This is a genomic window from Lonsdalea iberica (assembly GCF_002111585.1).
GTDB classification, from domain to species: domain Bacteria; phylum Pseudomonadota; class Gammaproteobacteria; order Enterobacterales; family Enterobacteriaceae; genus Lonsdalea; species Lonsdalea iberica.
Genome location: NZ_LUTP01000008.1, coordinates 91008 through 113994, shown reverse-complemented (window position 1 = coordinate 113994; position 22987 = coordinate 91008). Strand labels below are relative to the sequence as shown.

The 22987-nt window shown below is 57.0% G+C and carries 18 protein-coding genes; 7 read left to right on the top strand and 11 right to left on the bottom strand.

Annotation, left to right across the window (positions count from 1 at the left end):
* Positions 1 to 346 precede the first annotated feature (346 nt).
* The 4 genes from AU511_RS05040 to AU511_RS05025 form a co-directional block, all read right to left on the bottom strand.
* Positions 347 to 847 carry a DUF1543 domain-containing protein gene (locus AU511_RS05040; RefSeq protein ID WP_094108974.1) on the bottom strand — a complete coding sequence of 167 codons (501 nt, stop codon included), beginning with the start codon at positions 845 to 847 and terminating at the stop codon, positions 347 to 349.
* A 219-nt stretch (positions 848 to 1066) separates the two neighbouring features.
* The gene (gorA, locus tag AU511_RS05035) at positions 1067 to 2419 is read right to left on the bottom strand and encodes a glutathione-disulfide reductase (RefSeq protein WP_094108973.1); all 1353 of its coding nucleotides are present in this window, start codon (positions 2417 to 2419) and stop codon (positions 1067 to 1069) included.
* 166 nt (positions 2420 to 2585) lie between these two features.
* A complete protein-coding gene (locus AU511_RS05030; RefSeq protein WP_420843437.1) occupies positions 2586 to 3362 on the bottom strand; it encodes a nucleotidyltransferase domain-containing protein in 777 nt (258 codons plus the stop codon).
* A 41-nt stretch (positions 3363 to 3403) separates the two neighbouring features.
* Positions 3404 to 4540: a slipin family protein gene (locus AU511_RS05025; protein ID WP_094108972.1), complete on the bottom strand. Its 1137-nt coding sequence runs from the start codon at positions 4538 to 4540 to the stop codon at positions 3404 to 3406.
* 500 nt (positions 4541 to 5040) lie between these two features.
* Here AU511_RS05025 and rtcR point away from each other — a divergent pair, with 500 nt between their 5' ends.
* Complete coding sequence (gene rtcR, locus AU511_RS05020) at positions 5041 to 6624, top strand: RNA repair transcriptional activator RtcR (RefSeq protein WP_094108971.1); 1584 nt, start codon at positions 5041 to 5043, stop codon at positions 6622 to 6624.
* 19 nt (positions 6625 to 6643) lie between these two features.
* Positions 6644 to 7558: a ribonuclease Z gene (gene rnz / locus AU511_RS05015; protein ID WP_094099989.1), complete on the top strand. Its 915-nt coding sequence runs from the start codon at positions 6644 to 6646 to the stop codon at positions 7556 to 7558.
* Positions 7559 to 7603: 45 nt separating this feature from the next.
* On the opposite strand, the gene AU511_RS05010 is transcribed toward rnz, so the two are convergent.
* Together AU511_RS05010 and AU511_RS05005 are read right to left on the bottom strand one after the other, a co-directional pair.
* The gene (locus AU511_RS05010; protein WP_094108970.1) at positions 7604 to 8446 is read right to left on the bottom strand and encodes a 23S rRNA (adenine(2030)-N(6))-methyltransferase RlmJ; all 843 of its coding nucleotides are present in this window, start codon (positions 8444 to 8446) and stop codon (positions 7604 to 7606) included.
* Between the two features lie 244 nt (positions 8447 to 8690).
* Positions 8691 to 10136: a glycoside hydrolase family 32 protein gene (locus AU511_RS05005; protein WP_094108969.1), complete on the bottom strand. Its 1446-nt coding sequence runs from the start codon at positions 10134 to 10136 to the stop codon at positions 8691 to 8693.
* Positions 10137 to 10718: 582 nt separating this feature from the next.
* Between AU511_RS05005 and prlC the strand changes: the two genes are divergently transcribed.
* Together prlC and rsmJ are read left to right on the top strand one after the other, a co-directional pair.
* Entirely contained in the window at positions 10719 to 12761 is a 2043-nt protein-coding gene (prlC, locus tag AU511_RS05000) for an oligopeptidase A (protein ID WP_094108968.1), read from the top strand.
* Positions 12758 to 13507: a 16S rRNA (guanine(1516)-N(2))-methyltransferase RsmJ gene (gene rsmJ / locus AU511_RS04995; protein WP_094108967.1), complete on the top strand. Its 750-nt coding sequence runs from the start codon at positions 12758 to 12760 to the stop codon at positions 13505 to 13507. Before prlC ends, rsmJ begins: the two co-directional genes overlap by 4 nt.
* Positions 13508 to 13605: 98 nt before the next feature.
* Here the strand turns inward: rsmJ and AU511_RS04990 are convergent, their stop codons facing one another.
* The 5 genes from AU511_RS04990 to dnaA form a co-directional block, all read right to left on the bottom strand.
* Positions 13606 to 14778 carry an alginate lyase family protein gene (locus tag AU511_RS04990; RefSeq protein ID WP_094108966.1) on the bottom strand — a complete coding sequence of 391 codons (1173 nt, stop codon included), beginning with the start codon at positions 14776 to 14778 and terminating at the stop codon, positions 13606 to 13608.
* Between the two features lie 648 nt (positions 14779 to 15426).
* Positions 15427 to 17841: a DNA topoisomerase (ATP-hydrolyzing) subunit B gene (gene gyrB / locus AU511_RS04985; RefSeq protein WP_094099983.1), complete on the bottom strand. Its 2415-nt coding sequence runs from the start codon at positions 17839 to 17841 to the stop codon at positions 15427 to 15429.
* An 18-nt stretch (positions 17842 to 17859) separates the two neighbouring features.
* Complete coding sequence (recF, locus tag AU511_RS04980) at positions 17860 to 18945, bottom strand: DNA replication/repair protein RecF (protein ID WP_094099982.1); 1086 nt, start codon at positions 18943 to 18945, stop codon at positions 17860 to 17862.
* A 133-nt stretch (positions 18946 to 19078) separates the two neighbouring features.
* Positions 19079 to 20179, bottom strand: a complete 1101-nt coding sequence (dnaN, locus tag AU511_RS04975; RefSeq protein ID WP_094099981.1) for a DNA polymerase III subunit beta — start codon at positions 20177 to 20179, stop codon at positions 19079 to 19081.
* A gap of 4 nt (positions 20180 to 20183) precedes the next feature.
* The gene (dnaA, locus tag AU511_RS04970) at positions 20184 to 21584 is read right to left on the bottom strand and encodes a chromosomal replication initiator protein DnaA (RefSeq protein WP_100059640.1); all 1401 of its coding nucleotides are present in this window, start codon (positions 21582 to 21584) and stop codon (positions 20184 to 20186) included.
* A gap of 662 nt (positions 21585 to 22246) precedes the next feature.
* Between dnaA and rpmH the strand changes: the two genes are divergently transcribed.
* Genes rpmH through yidD form a run of 3 tightly spaced genes read left to right on the top strand, consistent with a single transcriptional unit; the run spans position 22247 to position 22986 of the window.
* On the top strand, positions 22247 to 22387 hold the full coding sequence (rpmH, locus tag AU511_RS04965; RefSeq protein WP_015842368.1) for a 50S ribosomal protein L34: 141 nt from the start codon (positions 22247 to 22249) through the stop codon (positions 22385 to 22387).
* A gap of 18 nt (positions 22388 to 22405) precedes the next feature.
* On the top strand, positions 22406 to 22765 hold the full coding sequence (gene rnpA / locus AU511_RS04960; RefSeq protein WP_071999804.1) for a ribonuclease P protein component: 360 nt from the start codon (positions 22406 to 22408) through the stop codon (positions 22763 to 22765).
* Entirely contained in the window at positions 22729 to 22986 is a 258-nt protein-coding gene (gene yidD, locus AU511_RS04955) for a membrane protein insertion efficiency factor YidD (RefSeq protein ID WP_094099980.1), read from the top strand. Before rnpA ends, yidD begins: the two co-directional genes overlap by 37 nt.
* Position 22987 lies beyond the last annotated feature (1 nt).

Genomic DNA, 22987 nt, shown 5'->3' with positions numbered 1-22987 from the left:
TGGCGGCCACCACCTTCGGCGACGCTGACTTCGGTATCGTGGGGATTCTTCTTGGCAACCTGGTTTCACTGTTCCACTAAGCATGCCGTACGCGGCGTGGACAGTTTTAGTCCGCGTCGCTCCCTACCCGCGAAGACACAATACGCATCATCGCCATGCATTTGCCCTGCTCTGCTCTGCCACAGAGATCAACAGCGGATTGCGTTGAAAAGCACTGAATTATCATGCCTTTTTTAAACGCATCACACTCTATTAACTTTGCCCCACCTTAAGGGTCACATTGCAATCTGATGTGCAAACCCTCAGCAGAAATAGCCGTCCATCTAACCTGCGCCAGCATCAGGTATTAAATCGGCAGATATCCCTGCCAAAGGGGCGCGGCAGGGGCGCCGTGTGTATTGGGCGTGAGATGGATGTGCCACCCGTTCAGCTGGTGCAGCAGCAGGCAATCATCGACATCCCGCAGGTCATCTTTGTGCTGTTTGAACGTGTCATGCAACAGAACTTTTTTGGCCTGTTTCTTCGCCTCATCCGCCGTCGGGGCGACAAACAAGCCGAACTGGTGCAATTCCGCGGGCTCGCCCGGCAGGTAGCCGCCCATATTGATGAACCACAGCCGCTGAGTCGATGCCGAAGGCGTCTCGCTCAGCGTGATGTCATAGCCGTCAGCCCACTGAATCGGCGTGTAGCTATCGACGTGGATCTGTTTCTTGTCGCCGAACCAGGCGGTCTTGAGGAGAGGGAAAGCGTCTTCCGGCTCGTCGACCGCGGCAAACTGGACGTCGTGTAATTCGATGTTGGCGCCTGGCGCGCTGCCGCCAACGTAGAAAAGAAAAAGGGTGGGCATGAGGTCTCGGTCTCCCTGATCGTGATGACATGATAATGACTCACGCGTTCGACAAAAGCGTCGCTCCCCACGGACATGAAACCCCCAAACGGGATGAAGCATTGCACAACGCGGCGAGAACGACATTTTCGCACTGTCTTGGTGGCAAAAAGCCGGGCGCTGAATGCCCGGCTCTCGTGATGACGAACACGTCGTCAGCGCCTGACTCGCGGCGTTTTGTTAGCGCATGGTGACGAACTCTTCCGCCCCGGTCGGGTGGATGGCGACGGTGTTGTCGAAGTCCTGCTTGGTGGCGCCCATTTTCACTGCAACGGCGAAGCCCTGCAGCATTTCATCTACGCCAAAGCCGATGCCGTGAACACCCACCACTTTTTCTTCCGGGCCGGCGCACACCAATTTCATGCGGCACGGCTGACGGTGCTGCGTGACGGCGGTATACATCGCGGTAAAGGAGGATTGGTAGACTTTGACCTGCTCGTCGCCGTACTTCTCGCACGCCTGCGGCTCGGTCATCCCCACGGTGCCAATAGGGGGATGGCTGAACACCACGGTAGGAATATTGCTGTAGTCCAAGTGCTCGTTCGGCTTGTTGTTGAACAGGCGCTCCGACAGACGACGTCCTGCCGCGACCGCCACCGGCGTTAGCTCGACCGCGCCCGTGTTGTCGCCCACGGCGTAGACGCCGGGAACGTTAGTGTTCTGGAATTTATCAACCTTCACATAACCGCGATCGTCCAGCGCGACGCCCGCCGCCTCAAGGTTGAGGTTATCGGTGGCGGGTTGACGGCCAATCGCCCAAATCAGGCAATCTACCGTCTGCGTTTTGCCGTCTTCCAATTGCAGCGTCAGGCTGCCGTCGCCGTTTTTCACCACCGCTTTAGGCGTGGACTCGGTGTGCAGCGACGGTCCTTCCGCCTTCATCACTTCCACCAGCGTATCCACAATCAGCGGGTCGAACTGGCGCAGCGGCGCATGTTTACGGACAAACAGGTGGGTTTCCGCCCCCAGCGCGTTCAGCACGCCGGCGATTTCCACGGCGATGTAGCCTGCGCCAACCACGGCGACGCGCTTCGGCAGCGCCTCCAGCTCAAAGAACCCGTCGGAGTTGATGCCGTATTCCGCACCGGGCACATCCGGCAGCGTGGGACGACCGCCGGTGGCGATCAGAATGTGGTCGGCGGTGATTTTCTCGCCGTTCACTTCCACCGTGTGGGCGTCCACGAACCGGGCGAAACCGCGGATCACCTCAACCTGGTTCTTACCCAACACGTTGTCATAGGAGTGATGGATACGATCGATGTAGGCACTGCGGTTTTTCACCAGCGTGTCCCAATTGAAGCCGTTGACCGTGACGTCAAAACCATAGTCGGGACCGTAGTTGTGGATAGCCTCGGCGATCTGCGCCGCATGCCACATCACCTTTTTCGGTACGCAGCCCACGTTCACACAGGTCCCGCCCAGATATTTGGCTTCAATCAACGCGCATTTCTTGCCGTACATGGCCGCACGGTTAATGGAGGCAATGCCGCCGCTGCCGCCGCCAATGGCGAGATAGTCATAATGTTTAGTCATTGGGAGATCCAGGTTGTGTGAATAAAAAGTTATATAGAGTGTAACGCCAGAGATCTTATTCCGGCAAAGATCGCAGCGTGATTGTAGTCAGAAACGCGAAGCGCCTTGGGAGGATTTTTGAAATCAGTGCAATAGGCGAGGCCGCCTTACGGGGCCTCGCGCAACGTTAGATGCCCTCATAAAACAGCCGATCCAACGCGGCATTGATGCGTTTGTCCTTCGCCGGTTGCGAGGTCACCGTCACGGTTTCCAGCGATCGTACGATAAACGCGTGGATATGCGGTTGCCGCTCTACCGTATCCGTTTCCACCGCGCTGCATTTCAGTTTCAACAACGCGCGAACCTCCTCCAGCAACGCAGGATCCGTTACCATCGCGTTCAGTAACACCTCGAACTGCATGGGCGGCGCCCCCTTCCCCTCGGCAATCCACTGCACTGCGAGCAGCGAGCGAAGGACGTAAAAATACTTTTTCAGCCGCACACGCTCACCCAGCAAATAGGTCCGGAAATTTTTACGCGCGATGGAGAGATAATGATGACTCGCCTTGAGCGCGGAAAAGCAGTCGGGGATCAACTGCCGCAGCCGGTCTGTCGCCATGTCGTCCTGCCGATAGGCCACCGGCGAATCCAGCCATTCGATCATCGTGGGATTGCCCCGGTTCAATAGCGCTAACGCCTTTCGCAGTTCCCAACCGCACACGTCCAACTCCGCCGTCAGCGGACGTTCGATGACATCACGCTGCGGTTCAACCCGCAGATACCACTCCGGCGGATGAACGTAGATAAATCGGACATCATAATCACTGTCTGGCGAGGCGAATCCCCAGCCGCGGCTACCGGACTCGCAGGCATACAGGATGCGGACATCGAACTCCCCTTCCACTTCGTCCAGCGCCGCGTTGATCTGATGTTTCATTTTTTCGCTAACGCCCTGAGATGCCAATGTCATATCCCTCTCCTCCTTTTTTGAAACGTCGCCGCGCGCTATGCGACTTTCAAGTTCACCAACCCGTTCAACACCTGGTCCAATCCGCCAAACACGGAAATCTTATCGATGCGCTCTGCTACGCGCTCCAGCGTTTCCAACTCTTTCAGGCGCAGGGCGACCGGGTTGTTCTCCATCACTTTGGCGGTATTCAACAGGGAACGCGTCGCCGACGTCTCTTCCCGGCGTCGTATCACGTTGGCCTGCGCCGCCTTTTCCGCTTCGACCACCTGAGACAGGATGGTTTTCATATCGCCCGGCAACACAATGTCTTTCACCCCCAGAGAAACGACGTCAATGCCATAACCGGCCATTTTTTCACAGACCTGCGCGTTGACCCGATCATCGATGGTGTGCTTGTTTTCCAACAGTTCATCCAGCGTGCGGGTTCCCACCGCTTCACGTAACGCGAACTGAAGCTCGCGGTACAGCGAATCCACCGGTTTCGTTAACTGGCCGAATGCCGTCAAAACGTCGCTGTAGCGCCAGTTCGCCACCAGATTCAGCCGAAGATTGACCTTGTCGCGCGTCAAAATTTCCTGCCCGCTCACTTCCAATGCCTGCTGGCGCGTGTTTACCAGCTCCACCTCTACGCTGTGATTAAAACGCCAGTACCCGCTGACGCCCGGCGGCAACAGCTCCTGCGCCGCGCCATCCACCTTCAGGAGGCCGAGATGCCAGGCCGGAACCTGCGCCAGCAAGACGCCGGCATGGCCGATGACGTGTCGCTGACGCAGCGTCGGCTGCAAGAGAGCAGACACCAGCGCGTCCGGCACCCGGATGTCGTCGGTTTTCACCTGTTCGACACGCTGATGCTCGTCTTTACGCCAGTAAAGTCGGCGCGTGGCGGGCGGCAGGATTTCCTGCAACACATCATGGTCGTAGCGAAGCCCAATCGCCTCTTCCGGCAGCACCACATCCAAACAAAACTGTTTTACCCACTCCGGATGGTACTGGCGCAGATAGTCGTCCAAAGGCGCCAACACTTCAGTCCCATCCAAAGAAACTACGTCGATCTTTTGCCGATTAAACCAACAGGGAATGCGGTGTCGGCCCGCTTCCAACACCCGCAGGTAATCGCCGTCCTGGCTCACCAAACCCAACTGACCTTTACGAATTGTGATGGTCTTAAACATGACTCTGTTTCTCCTTATGATCCCTCCGGCACATGTGAAGACGGACGTCGGGGCGAAGCCGCAGGGGGAACGCTCACGGGTTCCTGAAGGAACGCATCAGCTTTCTGCCTGCCGCCCGGCGCGTCGGTCGGTCTCCCGTGAGGCCACCGTCAACGTCCCGGTGGCGGGAGGGTTATTTTTTTCATTATCAATATCGAGGTGCGATATTCGGGAGTCGAACCCGAGTTAACCTTTTATCAAGTCTGATAGGGCTGACGGAACATCCGCGGAAAGCGGCGTGAAACCGCTCCTTGAATGCCGGCGTGGCGCTAAACCACTGCGAAATCAACCTGTCGACGACTGAGGTATTGCCAAAGGCGTGCCAACAGGAAGCTCCGCACCAAATAAAAATTCAACTTACTGATAAAACTGACTTTTATTTTTATCGGCTTACCTTGCACTATTCGAACATGCACGAATAAATTATTCTTAAGGATAAGGATTTATAAATAAGGATAAACATGAAACGCAGAGTGGTGATCGGCACGCTGGGCAGCGTCCTCGATAAGCGCGGCAAACGGGCCAACCGCTGGAATAAATGGCGGCCGACCGTCGCGCTATGCCAACAACCGGACATGCCGGTGGACCGGCTGGAGTTACTGTACCAGTCGCGCAATATCGGTCTGGCGGAACAGGTTCAGGCGGACATCACCACGCTGTCGCCCCGCACGGAAGTGCGTCTGCATGCCGTCGATTTGCGGGATGCCTGGGATTTTGAGGAGGTCTATACCGCGTATCTCGACTTCGCCGCCCGCTATTCGTTCGACACGGAGCACGAAGAGTATCTGGTCCATATCACCACCGGCACCCACGTCGCGCAGATCTGTTGGTTTCTGCTGACGGAGGCGCGCTACCTGCCTGCCAGCCTGTTGCAAACCAGTCCGACTTCCCGCCGTGAAGGCCCTCCTTCTCCTGCTGGCGTTTATTCAATAATCGATTTGGATCTCAGCCGTTATGCGACGCTGACGAGCCGTTTTCAACGGGAGCAGCAGGAATCGGCCTCGTTTTTGAAAGCGGGTATTGCGACGCGCAACGCGGCATACAATGCCTTGATCGACCAAATCGAGCGTGTTGCGCTGCGTTCTTCCGCGCCGTTGTTGCTCACCGGTCCGACCGGCGCGGGAAAATCTTTTCTGGCCCGGCGGATCTTCGAATTAAAAGCCGCGCGTCATCAGATTTCAGGGCGCTTTGTCGCCGTCAACTGCGCGACGCTGCGAGGAGATAATGCGATGTCGACGTTGTTCGGACACGCTCGGGGCGCGTTTACCGGCGCGCAGCAGGCGAGAACCGGACTGCTGAGGGAAGCGGACGGCGGCATCCTGTTTCTGGATGAAATTGGCGAGCTGGGGTTGGACGAACAGGCGATGCTGTTGAAAGCGGTTGAAGAGAAAACCTTTTTCCCCTTCGGTTCGGATAAGGAAGTCAGCAGCGATTTTCAACTGATCGCCGGTACGCATCGCGACATGCCGCGCTGGGTCGCCGCAGGCCATTTCCGTGACGACCTCTATGCCCGCATCAATATGTGGACTTTCCCCCTCCCCGGATTGGCGGAGCGACGTGAAGATATCGAGCCCAATATCGACTTTGAACTAGAGCGCTTTGCAGAGACGCAGCTGTTGCAAGTCCGTTTTGACCGCGAAGCGCGCCAGCAGTTTCTAGGGTTCGCCTGCTCGCCGCGCGCTCCGTGGCGCGGGAATTTCAGAGAATTGAGCGCCAGCGTCGTTAGAATGGCGACATTGGCGGATAATGGCCGCATCACCCCCGCCTTGGTCGACGAAGAAATCTCGCGTCTCGAGCGGCAGTGGGCGCCCAGCGACGCCGAGCGCGCGCCGTTGCCGGAGAGCGTCGGCGACTGCGATCTGTTTGACCGCCTCCAGTTGGAAAGCGTGCTGAACGTTTGCCGTCAGGCCAGCAGCTTGTCGGAAGCGGGCCGCCAGCTCTTCGCCGTCTCGCGCCAGCAGAAAAAACAACCGAATGACGCCGACCGGCTGCGCAAATATCTGGCGCGGTTCGCTTTATGCTGGGATGACGTCAAACACCGTTAATTGACCGGAGCGTTTCACCATGGAACTGATTTTTTTAGGCACCAGCGCGGGCATCCCAACGAAAGCCCGCAATGTGGCTAGCCTGGCGTTGGATCTGCAAGGTTCGCGCCCTGCCTTTTGGCTGTTCGACTGCGGTGAAGGCACGCAGCATCAGATACTGCATACGCGTTTAAGCGCTAGCAAGATCGAGAAAATTTTCATCACACATCTGCATGGCGACCACCTGTTTGGCCTGCCGGGTCTGCTGTGCTCCCGCTCCATGGCCGGGTGTCAGGCGCCGCTGACGCTCTACGGCCCCGCCGGCCTGAAAACGTTTATCGACAATGCGCTGAGCCTAAGCGGCTCTTATCTCACCTATCCCATGGACGTCATCGAGGTCACCTCCGGACCGGTCTGTGAAGACGAGCATCGCGTGGTGACGGCCTATCCGATGTCGCACACGCTGACCTGCGTCGGGTATCGCATCGAAGAGCGGCCTAAACCTGGCGCATTGAATGTGGAGCGGCTGAAGCAAGAGGGCATTCGCCCCGGTTCATGGTTTCAGCAACTGAAGCGCGGCGAGTCCGTCACGCTGGAGGATGGACGTACCTTAAACGGCGCCGATTACCTCGGGCCGTCCACGCCGGGCCGTTCGCTCGCGATATTCGGCGATACCCGCCCATCGGAGGCAGGACGCTTACTGGCCGCCGGGGTAGATGTAATGGTGCACGAAGCGACGGTGGAGGCCAGTATGGCCGATCGCGCCAGCGAGCGCGGTCATTCCACGACGGAACAGGCGGCGACGTTAGCTCGGGAAGTGGGGGCAGGACGTTTGATTATCACTCATATCAGCGCACGATACGGTCAGGAAGACAGCGAACGGCTGCTGGCGGAGTGCCGGGCGATTTTCCCAGCCACAGACATGGCCACCGATCTGGCGACGTTCCGGGTATAGCGCATTCCCCATGCCCTGCGCCGCAGGGCATGGGCGCTGCCGCATTTACTCCGGCACGACCCACTCAACGCGGGTATGTCCGGTCCCTTCGGGCACCAGCACCTGATGCAGCCACGGCAGCACGCTTTTCATCTGGGATTCCAGCTTCCACGGCGGGTTAATGACAATCATGCCTGAGGCGGTCATGCCGTGGCGATCGCTGTCCGGCAGCACGGCCAGCTCGATTTGCAGGATCCGGCGGATGCCGGTCGCTTCCAGATCTTTCAGCAGCCGTTTAATCTGCTGACGCAATACGACCGGATACCACAACGCATAAACGCCGGTCGCGAAGCGGCGGTAACCTTCGTGAATCCCCTTCACCACCGCCTGATAATCGCTCTTCATTTCGTAGGGCGGATCGACCAGTACCAGTCCGCGGCGAGACGGCGGCGGCAACTGGGCTTTCAACTGCTGGTAGCCGTCTTCACGCACCACGCGGGCGCGATTATCACGCTGGAACTCCTGACGCAGCAGCGGATAGTCGCTCGGGTGCAGTTCGCTCAGACTCAGGCGGTCGTGATCGCGCATCAGATGGCGGGCAATCAGCGGAGAGCCTGGGTAGTAACGCAGTTGTCCCTGCGGATTGTAGTTACGCACCACCTGCATGTAGGCATCCAACTCAGCAGGCACGTCGTCCCGCTGCCAGATGCGGGCAATCCCCGCCTGATATTCGGCAGTGCGCTCGGCGTGTTCGCTTTGCAGTTTATAGCGACCCGCCCCGGCGTGCGTATCGAGGTACAAGAAGGGTTTGTCTTTCTCCGCCAGAGCGCTGAGGATCAGGCTTTGAACGGTATGCTTGAGCACGTCGGCGTGGTTGCCGGCATGAAAACTGTGGCGGTAGCTGAGCATGGGTAATGATTATCCAGTGATTAAGTCGTGAGTGAGGCAGACGCGCCGTCTTTTACCCCACCCTCGCCGCAGGGCGGCAAAAACATCGGGGTGCAGCGGGGGAGTATAAAACAGATTGGCCCTCTTCTGGTCATTGGTTGAGATCTTAGGCACAGAAAACCCGCCGGGAACCTGAAAACAGGTTCCCTTGCCAGACGGAGAACGCGCCGCAGCCCTGTCCTGATGCCGTCTTGCCTTTATGCTGCTAGGCCATGAGCAGAGACCAGCAGTCTCCCCCAATGAGATGCGCCCGGCCATGATCGGCGAACAATCTCAGCGCCCGCCGGCCCGCCTGCGGGTAGATGCGCGAACTCAGGCAGCTTTCCCCCTCTCCGACAAAGACTTCTATCGAGGAGCGATCGATGAAAATCCGCAGCGATAGCACTGAATGTGCCGTTAATGGCGCGCTGCGATAGCCGCTCAGGCCGTACTCAGGGTAATTGCGCTCCAGCACCAGACGCCCGGACTGCGTGTCGGCAAACAGGCGCAGACCGTCTCCGAGCGTCAGACCGAAACGTTCGGCGGTGCAGTCGCTCAGATCCCAGCGCAACGCCAGCTCCCGCGCATCGCCATGTTCCGCCAGCGACTGCGACTGCGAGTCGAGCCAATGCGGTGCGATCACCTGCCCGTCGCGCCGCAGCGACTCGACTTCCCGCACCGGCCGCACCCGCAACTGCCCATCCTCAAGGCTCAGCTCGCGGGGCAGCGTCATGCAGCCCGCCCAATGATCCTGCTGCGAAGGCATCGGCGACTCCCACATATCCATCCATCCCAGAACAATTCGACGACCATCCGCTGCCAGGAACGACTGCGGCGCATAGAAGTCGTGACCGAGATCCGCCTCTGCGAACGGCTGCGTGATCTCGAAGTCGGCCCCCGGCCGCCAGTGCCCGCGCAGATAACCGCTCTGGAATAAATTGCGGTAGAGATAGCCGTTTGCCGATACGCCCTGCGGCGAGAACATCAGCAGCCACTCATCCCCCAGCGGAAAGAAATCCGGACACTCCCACATGTAACCCAGCTCGCCATCGCTCTCCGCCAGCACGCGGTCGAGCGTCCACTCCCGCAGGCTCTCGCCGCGATAGAGCAGTACCTGTCCCTGATCTCGTTCATTACGGGCGCCCACCACCATCCACCAGACGCCGTCCTCGCGCCACACTTTGGGATCGCGAAAATGCATGATGCCGGGAGGCGGCAGGAGGATAGCGCCCTGCTTTTCGAAATGCAGGCCATCGTGGCTGGTGGCAAGGCACTGCACCTGCCGTAATTTCTCGCCCTCTTCGGGCGAGGAAGGCAAGACGACATGGCCGGTATAAATCAGGCTCAGGACACCGTCGTCATCTACCGCGCAGCCGGAAAAGCAGCCGTCGCGGTCCGGCTCGTTCTCACTGCCGGGAAATAGCGCGACGGGTTGGTGCTCCCAGCGGATCATGTCCTCGCTGGTGGCGTGTCCCCAGTGCATCGGTCCCCATTTAGGCTCATAAGGGTAATGCTGGTAGAACGCATGGTAACGCCCCTGATGGTAGATCAGCCCGTTGGGATCGTTCATCCAGCCCGCCGGTGGCGCCAGATGGAATGTCGGATAAAAGGTGTCGTTGACGTCCGCGTATTCCGGCTGCGTCTGACCGGAAAAATCGATGGGATTATTCATTATGGTTCTCACTCTGTCTCACTGACATGACGGCCTATAAGGACGGCGATATCGCGTTGAGCACGGGATCTCGGTAGACCTGACTCATCGCGTTCCGCTCCGCGCGTCAGGCCGGTTTCGGCACGGCACGCGAGGCGGACCCGGAACCGGTAAAAATGGGCAGCGCCTTCCATCAAGCGTGGCAGATAAACCCGATTTGCAACAGGGAAGAATAAAATTAGACATAAAAATCAACTTGATAAACAGGAAAGCCCGACTCATCAAAGGCGCGACCTGACGCTACATTTCCCTCTCTTTTCGTTATATCATTGAGCAAAAAACGCGATATTCAGCAGGCTGGCACGGGCGCCAGTTTTGAGCGCTTCCGGCGGTTGTCAGCGCCCTCGCCGACCGACCTTTGACCATTCTGCACGAATCTTCCCCACCGTTTCCTTACGCCATGTGCGGGTACTACGCCATTCTGACCCAAACATTGATTTTCATGGCCTGAGCCCCCATCTTAGACAGTAATCTGCAAGTTATGTCAGCCTTGTCGGCCTCCGGGACAAGGGATCGATCATCATTACTATTCAGGACCGTGCCATGACAAATCCATTACTTACCTCATTTACCCTGCCCCCGTTTTCCCAGATCAAAACCGACGATATTGTTCCCGCGATCCAAAGCGCGCTGGACGACTGTCGTAAAACGGTGGAGCACGTCGTGGCGCAGCCAGGTCCGTTCACCTGGGAAAATCTTTGTCAGCCGCTGGCGGAAAGCGACGATCGGCTGGAACGTATCTTCTCCCCTATCGGCCATCTGAATGCGGTACAGAACAGCCCCGAACTGCGCGGCGCCTACGAGCAGTGCCTGCCGCTGCTGTCCGAGTACGGCACCTGGGTGGGACAGCATGCCGGCCTGTATCGCGCTCACCGCAACCTGCGCGACGGCGAACATTTCGCGTCATTGAACACCGCACAGAAAAAAGCCGTGGAAAATGCGTTGATCGGCTTCGAACTGTCCGGTATCGCCCTGCCCGCCGAGAAGCAGAAACGTTACGGTGAAATCTCCGCGCGGCTTTCCGAACTGAGCTCAATCTTTAGCAACAACGTGTTGGACGCCACGATGGGCTGGTCCAAGCTGATCACCGACGTCAATGACCTGGCCGGTCTGCCGGAAAGCGCGCTGGCGGCCGCCAAGGCGCAGGCCGAAGCCAAAGAACAAGACGGCTGGCTGCTGACGCTCGACATGCCGAGCTACCTGCCGGTCATGACCTACTGCTCCAACGCCGCGCTGCGCGAAGAGATGTATCGCGCATACGCCACCCGCGCCTCCGATCAGGGGCCGAACGCAGGTCAGTGGGACAACACCGAAGTGATGGCCGAGAAAATGGCGCTGCGCCATGAGCAGGCGCAGCTGCTCGGCTATTCAAGCTATGCCGATAAATCTCTGGTCACGAAAATGGCGGAAAACCCGCAGCAGGTGCTGGACTTCCTGACCGATCTGGCGAAACGCGCACGTCCGCAGGCCGAGCAGGAACTGGCTGAACTGCGCGCCTTCGCCAAACAGCATTACGGCGTGGATGAGCTGAATCCATGGGATGTCAGCTACTACAGCGAACAGCAGAAACAGCATCTCTACGCCATCAGCGACGAGCAGCTGCGCCCGTATTTCCCGGAAGAACGCGTGCTGAACGGCCTGTTTGAAGTCGTTAACCGCATCTACGGCATCACGGCGAAAGAGCGCAAAGACGTCGATGTCTGGCATCCGGAAGTGCGTTTCTTCGATCTGTTCGATGAAAGCGGCGAACTGCGCGGCAGCTTCTACCTCGATCTGTACGCGCGCGAAAACAAACGCGGCGGCGCCTGGATGAACGACTGCGTCGGCCGTATGCGCCTCGCCAACGGCGAGCTGCAGAAACCGGTCGCCTACCTGACCTGTAACTTCAACCGTCCGGTCAACGGCAAACCGGCGCTGTTTACGCATGATGAAGTGACAACGCTGTTCCACGAATTCGGTCATGGCCTGCACCACATGCTGACGCTGGTTGAAGCCGCGGGCGTCACCGGCATCAGCGGGGTGCCGTGGGATGCCGTCGAGCTGCCGAGTCAGTTTATGGAAAACTGGTGTTGGGAGCCGGACGCGCTGGCGTTTATCTCCGGCCACTACGAAACGGGCGAGCCGCTGCCGAAAGAAATGCTCGATAAAATGCTGGCGGCCAAGAACTACCAGGCGGCACTGTTCATTCTGCGTCAGCTGGAGTTCGGCCTGTTCGACTTCCGCCTGCATACCGAATTTGACCCGGCGAAAGGCGCGCAGATTCTGCCGACGCTGGCCGACGTCAAGGCCCAGGTCGCCGTTATGCCCAGCCCGAGCTGGAACCGCTTCCCGCACGCCTTCAGCCACATCTTCGCGGGCGGCTATGCTGCGGGCTACTACAGCTACCTGTGGGCCGACGTGTTGGCGGCTGACGCCTTCTCTCGCTTTGAAGAGGAAGGGATTTTCAACCGCACCACCGGCCAATCGTTCCTCGACAACATCCTGTCTCGCGGCGGTTCCGAAGAGCCGATGGAGCTGTTCAAACGCTTCCGCGGCCGTGAACCGAAACTGGACGCCATGCTGAAACATTACGGCATCAAGGGATGAAGATCGGCCTGATGACCGAAGAGGGCGCCGATAAAGGCGCCCTCGACGCTCTGGCCGCGCGCTGGGGACTGACAGAAGATGACGACCAGCCCTTCGCGCTGGTCTTAACGCCCGAGCGGCTCGAGCTGCGCAAGCAGGACGAGCCGAAACTGGGCGCTATCTGCGTGGATTTCGTCGGCGGCACGCTGGCGCACCGACGCCGCTTTGGCGGCGGGCGCGGCGAAGCGGTGGCCCGCGCCGTCGGCATCAAGAAAGGCTATCTGCCCGATGTCGTGGACGCCACCGCGGGGCTGGGGCGCGACGCTTTCGTGCTGGCGTCGCTCGGCTGTCGGGTTCGTATGGTGGAGCGGCACCCGGTCGTCGCGGCGCTATTGGACGATGGTCTGCAGCGAGGTTATCAGGATGCGGAGATCGGCGGCTGGTTGCGCGAGCGTCTGACGCTATTACATGCTTCCAGCGCCGAAGAGCTGAAAGACATCGAGCCGCCGCCCGACGTTGTCTATCTCGATCCGATGTTTCCTCACCGGCAGAAAAGCGCGCTGGTGAAAAAGGAGATGCGGGTATTCCAGACGCTGGTCGGCGCCGACGAGGATGCCGACGCGCTGCTGGCCCCGGCACGCTCGCTGGCGAAGAAGCGCGTGGTGGTCAAACGACCGGACTATGCGCCGCCGCTCGCGGGCGTTCCCGCGCAGTCCATGCTGGAAACAAAGAGCCATCGCTTCGACTTCTATCTACCGCTAGCCTGACAGTTTCCTATTGGTTTCCATAAATAACGCCGTCACGATTTTCTCGTTCGCCAGGGCGCAGTTATCGCACCCTGACGAATGTGACGACGGGTAAGCCGTTACTCTTCTCCCAGCGTAAACAGCAGCGTGCCGTAGCCCAGCTGGTCAAAGCCTCCCGGATATGCGCCATAGGACCAGGGGCCGCCTTCAGGCCGAATCTTGGTCGCTATTTCGGTAATATTGGGGCTGTTGAGGCCCTTCAGCACGACGTAATGGTTATAGATCAGTGCCCAAACCGCTCTGACTTCGCCTCTTGCGCTCTCAGAAATTTGCGTTTGGGTTACATCGCTATTGGTGTAGGTCGTGTAGGGAACCGATTTGCCGAGATTATAGGCCGCGACATATTCCGCCCCTTTCATCAGCCGGTTATCGTCATAACCAAACAAATCATCGCCCTGATTCCAGGCCATTTGGCATATCGCGCCCGCCAGCGCGATATCTAATAATGAGTGTGCCTGATCCCTGCCGCTTTCCTGTATTTGCCCCATGCCCTGTTCGGGATACAGTTTCCAAACCAGTTTGCCAATCGCGCCATTTCCCTCGCCGTTTTTGTAATAGTCGACGGCTCGGTCGTAGAGGTCTTTTCTATCTAATAAAATACCGATAGCCATAATCGAACTTAACTGTGCTAAATCCCAGTTAGCCCAATAGTGGTCGATTTTCGTATTGTTATGACGCGCGATGAAATCCAGATTAATAGGGAGAAAGACCGTTTCCATCATCTTTTTGAAGGTGTCGAAATCGCTCGCGCTCCATCCCGGATAGTCCCGCATTATTTCTGCGGTATTCGCCAGTTCGTAGCCATAAATTCCCGCCGCGAGCGCGGCATCGGTGGAGCCTCGGATCTCTTTCAGCGTGCCGCCCCAGGCGTTCAGAATGGCGACGGCGCTTTGGGCGTAAGCTTCATTACCTGTGGCCTTCCAATACAGCGCATGGGAGTAGGCGATGGCTATGTCTCTGTATAGCTGCGGATAATTTTCGCTGTGCTCGCTATTTCGTCCCCGATACACAATGTCGACGGCGCGAGGCTGCCAGCCAAGAGAAAGTTTCAGCTGTTGGAATCCCTTGAACCACGGCTCAGACTGCTGATTCACCTGCGCCGTTATTCTGGCGAGATCGTCGCTGGTACTAAGCATACCGGGATGTTTGAACGTGTCCGCAGACCAACCGGAAAGGGGAAATAACAGTATGGCGCACGACAGTATGAGACCTGCCGATTTTTTGATGAGCATGTTCAATAACGTCCTTGTGATATTATTTTCTCCAAAAGAGTATCACACGTGTATTAAATGCTAATTTCATGGCCCGTAATTCGTGGAATTATGCTTTTGTTATTCCCTAATTTAGAAGAGTGGAAAGTGATAAAACAAAAAACCGCTATATGCTTCTTGTGCGAGCACGTGAAATAACCCTCTCCCTTTGCCATACTTTTTGTATTCCAATAAAAAACTCCGTAGCTAATATCCATAAACCGCGCATAACAGCCTCGAATAACGCCATTTTCGCATCGCGTTAGCGGGATGCCGCGATCCTCAGGATCTGCCGGGTGGCTGAGCGATCACAAATACTGCAATCGCGTTTCCATTGGTTTCCTAATTTTTTATCATCATTTCGTTGATTAAGTCCTTCCTGCCAGCGCTGCCCCCCTCTGTCGGAACGAACGAGGAATGAATCTTCTTCTGCCGATCGGCGAGGGTTGCAAGAGACGTCATGAAATAGTGAAGGGGTGTTGCGGATCACCGCGAGATCAGGCCAATCGCCCTCTTTCCGGCGAAAGGCTATTTTTGAAAGGCACATCATAGAGGTTGAGCAGGCCAATAAAAAAGCTTCGCACAAGGCGAAGCTTTTTTCGTTTATCGATTGATGGCCTCTGAGCGCTATCAGATATCGATGTTTGCCGCCTTGAGGGCGTTTTCTTCGATAAAGGCGCGACGGGGTTCAACGGCATCACCCATCAGCGTGGTAAACAACTCGTCAGCCGTAATCGCATCCTTCACGGTAACGCGCAACATGCGACGACCTTCCGGATCCATCGTCGTTTCCCACAGCTGTTCCGGGTTCATCTCGCCCAGACCTTTATAACGCTGAACCGCCAGACCACGACGTGACTCTTTTACCAGCCACTCCAGCGCCTGCTCGAAGCTGACGATAGGCAACTTGCGCTCACCGCGTTCAACAAAGGCGTCTTCCTCAATCAGACCGCGCAGCTTTTCGCCCAGCTGATTAATTTTGCGGTATTCGTTACCCGTCACAAACGTGGTATCCAGTGGGTAGTCGGTATCGACACCGTGGGTGCGCACACGCAGACGCGGCTCGTGGCGGCCTTCTTCGGTATCGTGGATCACAAAGCTGTAAGTGCTGCCGTGTTTTTCCTGCTCGGTCAGCAGTGTCACCAGCGTTTCCATCCAGCGCTGTACCTGCTCGCGATCGCATAGCGTCGCTTCGGTCAGGGACGGCTGGTAAATCAGCGCGTTCAGCAGCGGGCGCGGGTAGCGACGCTCCATACGACCAATCATTTTCTGCACGGCGTAATGCTCGGCGACCAATCGTTCCAGCGGCTCGCCCGCCATGGCCGGCGCATGAGCGTTGGTATGCAGAGTCGCGCCATCCAATGCCAACGCGATCTGATACTGATCCATCGCTTCGTCATCCTTGATGTACTGCTCCTGCTTCCCTTTCTTCACCTTATACAGCGGCGGCTGAGCGATGTAGACATGCCCGCGTTCGATGATTTCCGGCATCTGACGATAGAAGAAGGTCAACAGCAGCGTACGGATGTGCGAACCATCGACGTCGGCATCGGTCATGATGATGATGCTGTGGTAACGCAGCTTGTCCGGGTTGTATTCATCACGGCCGATGCCGCAACCCAACGCCGTAATCAGCGTGGCGACTTCCTGTGACGACAGCATTTTGTCGAAACGCGCCTTCTCCACGTTCAGGATTTTACCCTTCAGCGGGAGAATCGCCTGGTTCCTGCGGTTACGCCCCTGCTTCGCAGAGCCGCCCGCGGAGTCCCCTTCCACCAGGTACAGTTCGGACAGCGCCGGATCGCGTTCCTGACAATCCGCCAGCTTGCCCGGCAGACCGGCCAGGTCGAGCGCGCCCTTGCGTCGCGTCATATCGCGGGCGCGACGAGCGGCCTCGCGCGCCCGCGCGGCGTCGATGATTTTGCCGACCACGATTTTGGCGTCTGACGGATTCTCCATCAGATAATCCACCAGTTTTTCGTTCATAAGCGACTCAACGGCCGTCTTCACTTCAGACGACACCAACTTGTCTTTGGTCTGAGAAGAGAACTTCGGATCAGGCACTTTCACCGATACCACAGCAATCAGGCCTTCACGGGCGTCATCGCCGGTCGCGCTGATTTTGGCTTTTTTGCTGTAGCCTTCTTTGTCCATGTAGGTGTTCAGCGTACGGGTCATGGCGGCGCGGAAGCCAGCCAGATGCGTACCGCCATCACGCTGCGGAATGTTGTTGGTGAAGCAATAAATGTTTTCCTGGAAACCGTCGTTCCACTGCAGCGCAACTTCCACCCCGATATCGTCTTTCACCGTGGAGAAATAGAACACATTCGGGTGGATCGGCGTTTTATTGCGGTTCAGGTAATCGACAAACGCTTTGATGCCGCCATCGTAATGGAAGTGGTCGGACTTATCTTTTTCACGCTCGTCACGCAAACGGATGGAAACGCCGGAGTTAAGGAACGACAGCTCGCGCAGACGCTTGGCCAGAATGTCGTATTCGAATTCCAGTACGTTGGTGAAGGTTTCGGTGCTCGGCCAGAAACGGACCGTGGTCCCGGTCTGTTCAGCTTCACCCACCACGTTCAGCGGCGCAAACGGCACACCGTGGTTGTAAGTCTGTTTGTGAATTTTGCCTTCGCGGCGAATGGTCAGCTCCAGTTTTTCCGACAGGGCGTTGACCACGGAAACCCCGACGCCATGCAAACCGCCGGAGACTTTGTAGGAGTTATCATCAAATTTACCGCCGGCATGCAGCACCGTCATGATGACTTCCGCGGCTGATACGCCTTCTTCTTCGTGAAGACCGGTTGGGATCCCACGGCCATCATCCTGAACCGACACGGAGTTGTCGCTATGGATGGTGACGATAATGTCTTTACAGTAGCCAGCGAGCGCTTCGTCGATAGCGTTGTCCACCACCTCGAATACCATATGATGCAGACCGGTTCCGTCATCCGTATCGCCGATATACATACCCGGGCGCTTACGAACTGCATCCAGCCCTTTTAATACCTTGATACTTGAGGAGTCATAAGAATTCGACATCAACGTTTCTCGCTCATTTTAGTCCTGTGATTGAACGGTTATTTTACCCTGTTCTACGCTGAACATCTTGCCATTTTCGCCGACCATATCGCCTATCTGTTCAGCGCTGATCGCGCTGACGAAGACCTGTGCCTGCGTGGCCTTCAGGCGTTCCGCCAACAGGCGTCGTCGGGCGCTGTCCAGCTCCGAGGCGAAGTCGTCGATGAGGTAGACGCACTTGAGTCCGCTGTTGCGGGTGAGAAACTCACCCTGCGCCAATCGTAGAGCGCACATCAACAGCTTCAACTGACCGCGCGACAACATATCCTCTACCGCGACGCCGCCGGCACGAATGCGGAAATCCGCCTTGTGCGGGCCTAAGGCGGTATAGCCGAGCATTCGGTCACGCTCGAAATGGCGCTCCAGCAGCTCTGCGTAATCGCTCTCCCGATCCCAGCCTCGCTGGAAGGAAAAGCTCAGGGAAAACTCCGGTAAAAACTGGCCGCAGGTGGCTCCGATATCGTCCACAATGGCGGCGCTGTAGGCCGCTCGCCATTGGCTTATCTGCTCCGCCAGCGGTACTAATTCCTGATCCCACGCCCGCATCTGCCCATAGTGACTGGTTTGGCGCAGCGCTGCATTGCGCTGACGCAACAGACGTTTCAGATTGTTCCAGGCGTGGAAAAAACCGGGCTCGTGATGAAAGCAGCCCCAGTCTAGAAAGGCCCGACGAAACTTCGGGCCGCCGTTGAGAAGGGTAAATCCTTCCGGGGTAATCAGCTGAATGGGCAACAGTTGCGCCAGTTCAGCGACGCGATGGCCATCGCTGCCATCGATACGAACCTTGCTATCGCCCTGACGGTTCTTGCTCAGTCCGACGGAGCGTTCCCGCTCACGGCCATCAATTCTGCCGTGCAGCACAAATTCAGGCTGTTCGTGACGAATCACTCGCCCCGCCTGAATGCTGCGGAACGCGCGGCCGTGGCCCAGCGTATAGATCGCTTCGAGCACGCTGGTTTTGCCGCTGCCGTTGGCGCCGACCAGAAAATTGAAACCGGGGATCAACGCCAGATCGGCAGATTCAATATTGCGAAAATCGCGGATGAGAAGACGGGTCAGTGCCATTTTACAACCATTCAACGTCGCTGCCTTTCAGCCGGATGCCGGACACCTCCGTTTGCGTTTCGCAAACCATGGACGCCCAACATGCTGGCATATCTAAAAACGGCGCCAGGCCGTTTTCCCACCTGTCGCGCAACTACAAACGCATCGGCATGACGACATACGCTGCGGCCGGGCTGGCGCTATCTTCAATCTGTACGCTGGAAACGGAGTCGGTCAGCAGCATACGCACGTCTTCACATTTCAGTGCGTTCAGCACATCCAGTACGTAGCTGACGTTGAAGCCAATCTCCATTTCCGTACCGCCGTATTCGACGTCCAGAATCTCTTCAGCTTCTTCCTGTTCCGGGTTGTTCGCGGTAATTTTCAGCTGATCTTTGTTCAGATATAGCCGAACGCCGCGAAACTTCTCGTTGGAGAGGATTGCCGCGCGGGAGAATGCCTGTTTGAGCAGATCGCAGCTGGCTTCGAGCGTTTTGTCGGGATTTTTCGGCAGTACGCGTCGATAATCAGGAAAACGGCCGTCAACCAGCTTAGATGTAAAGATGAAATCACCGACGTGCGCGCGAATGTTGTTGCTGCCGATCTGCAGCTGCAGCGGCGTATCGCCGCCGTCCAGCAACCTCACCAGCTCCATCACGCCTTTACGCGGGACGATCACCGAATGGGACGGCAGTTGCTGACCGACTGGCATCGAACAGACCGCCAGACGGTGGCCGTCGGTCGATACGGTGCGCAGCTCTTCCCCTTCGGTCTCGAACAGCATGCCGTTGAGGTAATAGCGTACGTCCTGGTGCGCCATGGAGAACTGGGTCGCCTCGATCAGGCGCTTCAATGTAGCCTGCGGCAGAGCAAACTCCACCTCGCTCTGCCAGTCATCCAGATTGGGGAAATCTTCCGCTGGCAGCGTAGACAGCGAAAAGCGGCTGCGCCCTGAGCGCACCAGCATGCGGTCGCCGTCCAGCATGATGGTGATTTCCGCGCCGTCCGGCAAACCGCGACAGATGTCGAACAGCTTGCGCGCAGGCACCGTGGTCGCGCCCGCTTCGTGGGGCTGAGTCAGCGCCACGTGCGCCACCATTTCCATTTCCAGATCGGTGCCCGTCAGCGACAGCCGACCTTCACTGACCTGCAATAACAGATTCCCCAGGATCGGCAACGTCGGCCGGCCTCCTAAGGGACTGCTAACCTGCTGTAGGGGTTTTAACAGATGCTCGCGTTCAATAATAAATTTCATGATATTAGGAAGATAATGTTCTGATTAAATTGGAAAAATCTTCTTTAATGTCGTGACTTTCCTCGCGCAGCTGCTCAATCTTGCGACAGGCGTGCAGCACGGTGGTGTGGTCTCGACCGCCAAAAGCATCACCGATTTCCGGCAGGCTGTGATTCGTCAATTCTTTCGCCAGCGCCATCGCCATCTGACGTGGGCGAGCCACCGACCGCGAACGACGTTTGGACAACAGATCGGCGACTTTGATTTTATAATATTCCGCTACGGTCTTCTGAATGTTGTCGATGGTGACCAGCTTTTCCTGCAACGCCAGCAGGTCGCGCAGCGCTTCACGCACAAAATCAATGGTGATGGAGCGTCCGGTAAAGTTGGCGTTGGCAATGACGCGGTTCAGCGCCCCTTCCAGCTCACGCACGTTGGAACGCAGGCGCTTGGCAATAAAGAAGGCCACTTCTCCAGGCAGGCGGATATCGTTCTCGTCCGCCTTTTTCATCAGAATCGCCACGCGGGTTTCCAGCTCAGGCGGTTCGATTGCAACCGTCAGCCCCCAGCCAAAGCGGGACTTCAGGCGATCTTCCACGCCGTTGATCTCTTTTGGATAGCGGTCTGAGGTTAAAATGATCTGCTGATTGCCTTCCAGCAACGCGTTGAACGTATGGAAAAACTCTTCCTGAGAACGCTCTTTGTTGGCAAAAAACTGAATATCATCGATCAGCAGCGCATCGACGGAGCGGTAGTACCGTTTGAACTCTTCTATCGCGTTGTTTTGCAGGGCTTTCACCATGTCCTGCACGAAACGCTCCGAGTGCATGTACACCACTTTGGCATTGGCCTTGCGGGCCATAATGCCGTTTCCCACCGCATGTAATAAGTGCGTTTTACCCAGACCGGTGCCGCCATACAGAAACAACGGGTTGTAGGCCCCCCCCGGATTATCCGCCACTTGTCGTGCAGCAGCGCGCGCCAGCTGGTTGGATTTACCTTCGACGAAATTATCGAAAGTATGTTTTGGATTCACGTTGGACCGATAGGTGTGCTCGGCATGCAGAGACGGCGCATCCCAGCTCGGACGAACCGGAGAAGAGACCGGACGAGCCTGCGGCGCAGCCGCGGGGATCACGGTAGCAGCAGCGTTGCCCGCCGGAGTGACTGTCGCCATCGCCGGTTTGCTGCCCACTTCGAACCGCAGCAGCGGGGCATCCAGACCACAGAAATCATTCAGTAGTCCATTGATATTATTAAGGTATTTGTCACGCACCCAATCCAATACAAAGCGATTAGGGGCATAAAGCGCCAGAGTGTTGTCACTCAGTTCCGCCTGCAATGGGCGTATCCACATACTGAATTCTGTGGCAGGTAATTCATCCTGCAAACGGGCAAGACACTGCTGCCAAAGCGAAAGTGACACGGCGGACTCCACTCGAACAAGATAAAACAAAGAAAAGAAACAGAATCGTTAGTTATGTAACTCATGATTTTTGGCACCCGCTCTCCGGATCAGAAGAGCCAGCGTGCGCCGCGCATTGATGCGGCTTACCGTGACGATCCCGACGGAGGATCGCTAGCGGGACGGCGGATCATAACCTAAACGCCAACAGAGATCTTCCCCTTCTGCACAGTTTTGATCCTTTTTATCCACAGGCTATTCTTATTCCCCTACCGGCCCGGACGCAGAGGAACGGAGGTCATGATTGAGGTTACCCACACCCGGCGGGCTGCCCCAAGGCGTCTATAAGGATAGACGGAATTTTCGCCATTGGCGGTGAGGGAGATCATGATCTTCTTACCAGGATCTGGGCTCGATCCTTGCGCTTTAGTATGGAGTACGTATAATTCCCGCCCTGCGCGTGGCGCCTGCACGCTGTGCTGGGTTAGGCAGATGTGTTTCTCAAGCGGGAAACACCGGGTGGGTGAAACGCGGATGTTAATTGACTCGGGACTGTACAATTATTACAATCCCGCCTCATTTTATATATATGTATATGCGATTGAGGCGTCGGTCATTTTCTTCACGCCGAGTAGCCAAACGCGTTAACTATGAAGTTTTAATCAAGTTAGGTAGAAACCGCCATGAAACGCACTTTCCAACCGTCCGTACTGAAGCGTAACCGTAGCCACGGTTTCCGTGCTCGTATGGCCACCAAAAATGGTCGTCAGGTTCTGGCCCGCCGTCGTGCGAAAGGCCGTGCTCGTCTGTCCGTTTCTAAGTAATAAAAGCTAACCCAACGAGTGGTTAAGCTCGCTTTTCCCAGGGAGTTACGTTTGTTAACTCCCAGCCATTTCTCTTTCGTCTTCCAGCAACCTCAACGGGCTGGCACGCCGCAAATCACCATTCTCGGCCGCCTGAATACGCTGGGGCATCCCCGCATCGGTCTTACCGTCGCCAAAAAGCATGTTAAACGGGCTCATGAACGCAACCGCATCAAACGTCTGACGCGCGAAAGTTTCCGCCTGCATCAGCACCAGTTGCCTGCCATGGACTTTATCATCATCGCGAAAAAAGGCGTGGCCGATCTGGATAACCGTGCGCTGACGGAAGCGTTGGAAAAATTATGGCGTCGACACTGTCGATTGGCTCCCGCCTGCTGATCGGGTTGATACGCGGATATCAGCGCTTTATCAGTCCACTGCTGGGACCCCACTGTCGTTTCCACCCGACGTGTTCCCAATATGGCATTGAGGCAATACGCAGATTCGGCATGATAAAAGGCTGTTGGTTGGCGCTGAAACGCGTATTAAAATGCCACCCTTTGAACCCTGGTGGTGATGACCCCGTACCGCCAAAAACCGACAATAACAGAGAACATTAAC

Coding starts and splice junctions, on each gene's coding strand:
- AU511_RS05040 (WP_094108974.1), bottom strand. CDS start 847: ATGCCCACCCTTTTTCTTTTCTACGTTGGCGGCAGCGCGCCAGGCGCC.
- gorA (WP_094108973.1), bottom strand. CDS start 2,419: ATGACTAAACATTATGACTATCTCGCCATTGGCGGCGGCAGCGGCGGC.
- AU511_RS05025 (WP_094108972.1), bottom strand. CDS start 4,540: ATGTTTAAGACCATCACAATTCGTAAAGGTCAGTTGGGTTTGGTGAGC.
- rtcR (WP_094108971.1), top strand. CDS start 5,041: ATGAAACGCAGAGTGGTGATCGGCACGCTGGGCAGCGTCCTCGATAAG.
- rnz (WP_094099989.1), top strand. CDS start 6,644: ATGGAACTGATTTTTTTAGGCACCAGCGCGGGCATCCCAACGAAAGCC.
- AU511_RS05010 (WP_094108970.1), bottom strand. CDS start 8,446: ATGCTCAGCTACCGCCACAGTTTTCATGCCGGCAACCACGCCGACGTG.
- AU511_RS05005 (WP_094108969.1), bottom strand. CDS start 10,136: ATGAATAATCCCATCGATTTTTCCGGTCAGACGCAGCCGGAATACGCG.
- prlC (WP_094108968.1), top strand. CDS start 10,719: ATGACAAATCCATTACTTACCTCATTTACCCTGCCCCCGTTTTCCCAG.
- rsmJ (WP_094108967.1), top strand. CDS start 12,758: ATGAAGATCGGCCTGATGACCGAAGAGGGCGCCGATAAAGGCGCCCTC.
- AU511_RS04990 (WP_094108966.1), bottom strand. CDS start 14,778: ATGCTCATCAAAAAATCGGCAGGTCTCATACTGTCGTGCGCCATACTG.
- gyrB (WP_094099983.1), bottom strand. CDS start 17,841: ATGTCGAATTCTTATGACTCCTCAAGTATCAAGGTATTAAAAGGGCTG.
- recF (WP_094099982.1), bottom strand. CDS start 18,945: ATGGCACTGACCCGTCTTCTCATCCGCGATTTTCGCAATATTGAATCT.
- dnaN (WP_094099981.1), bottom strand. CDS start 20,179: ATGAAATTTATTATTGAACGCGAGCATCTGTTAAAACCCCTACAGCAG.
- rpmH (WP_015842368.1), top strand. CDS start 22,247: ATGAAACGCACTTTCCAACCGTCCGTACTGAAGCGTAACCGTAGCCAC.
- yidD (WP_094099980.1), top strand. CDS start 22,729: ATGGCGTCGACACTGTCGATTGGCTCCCGCCTGCTGATCGGGTTGATA.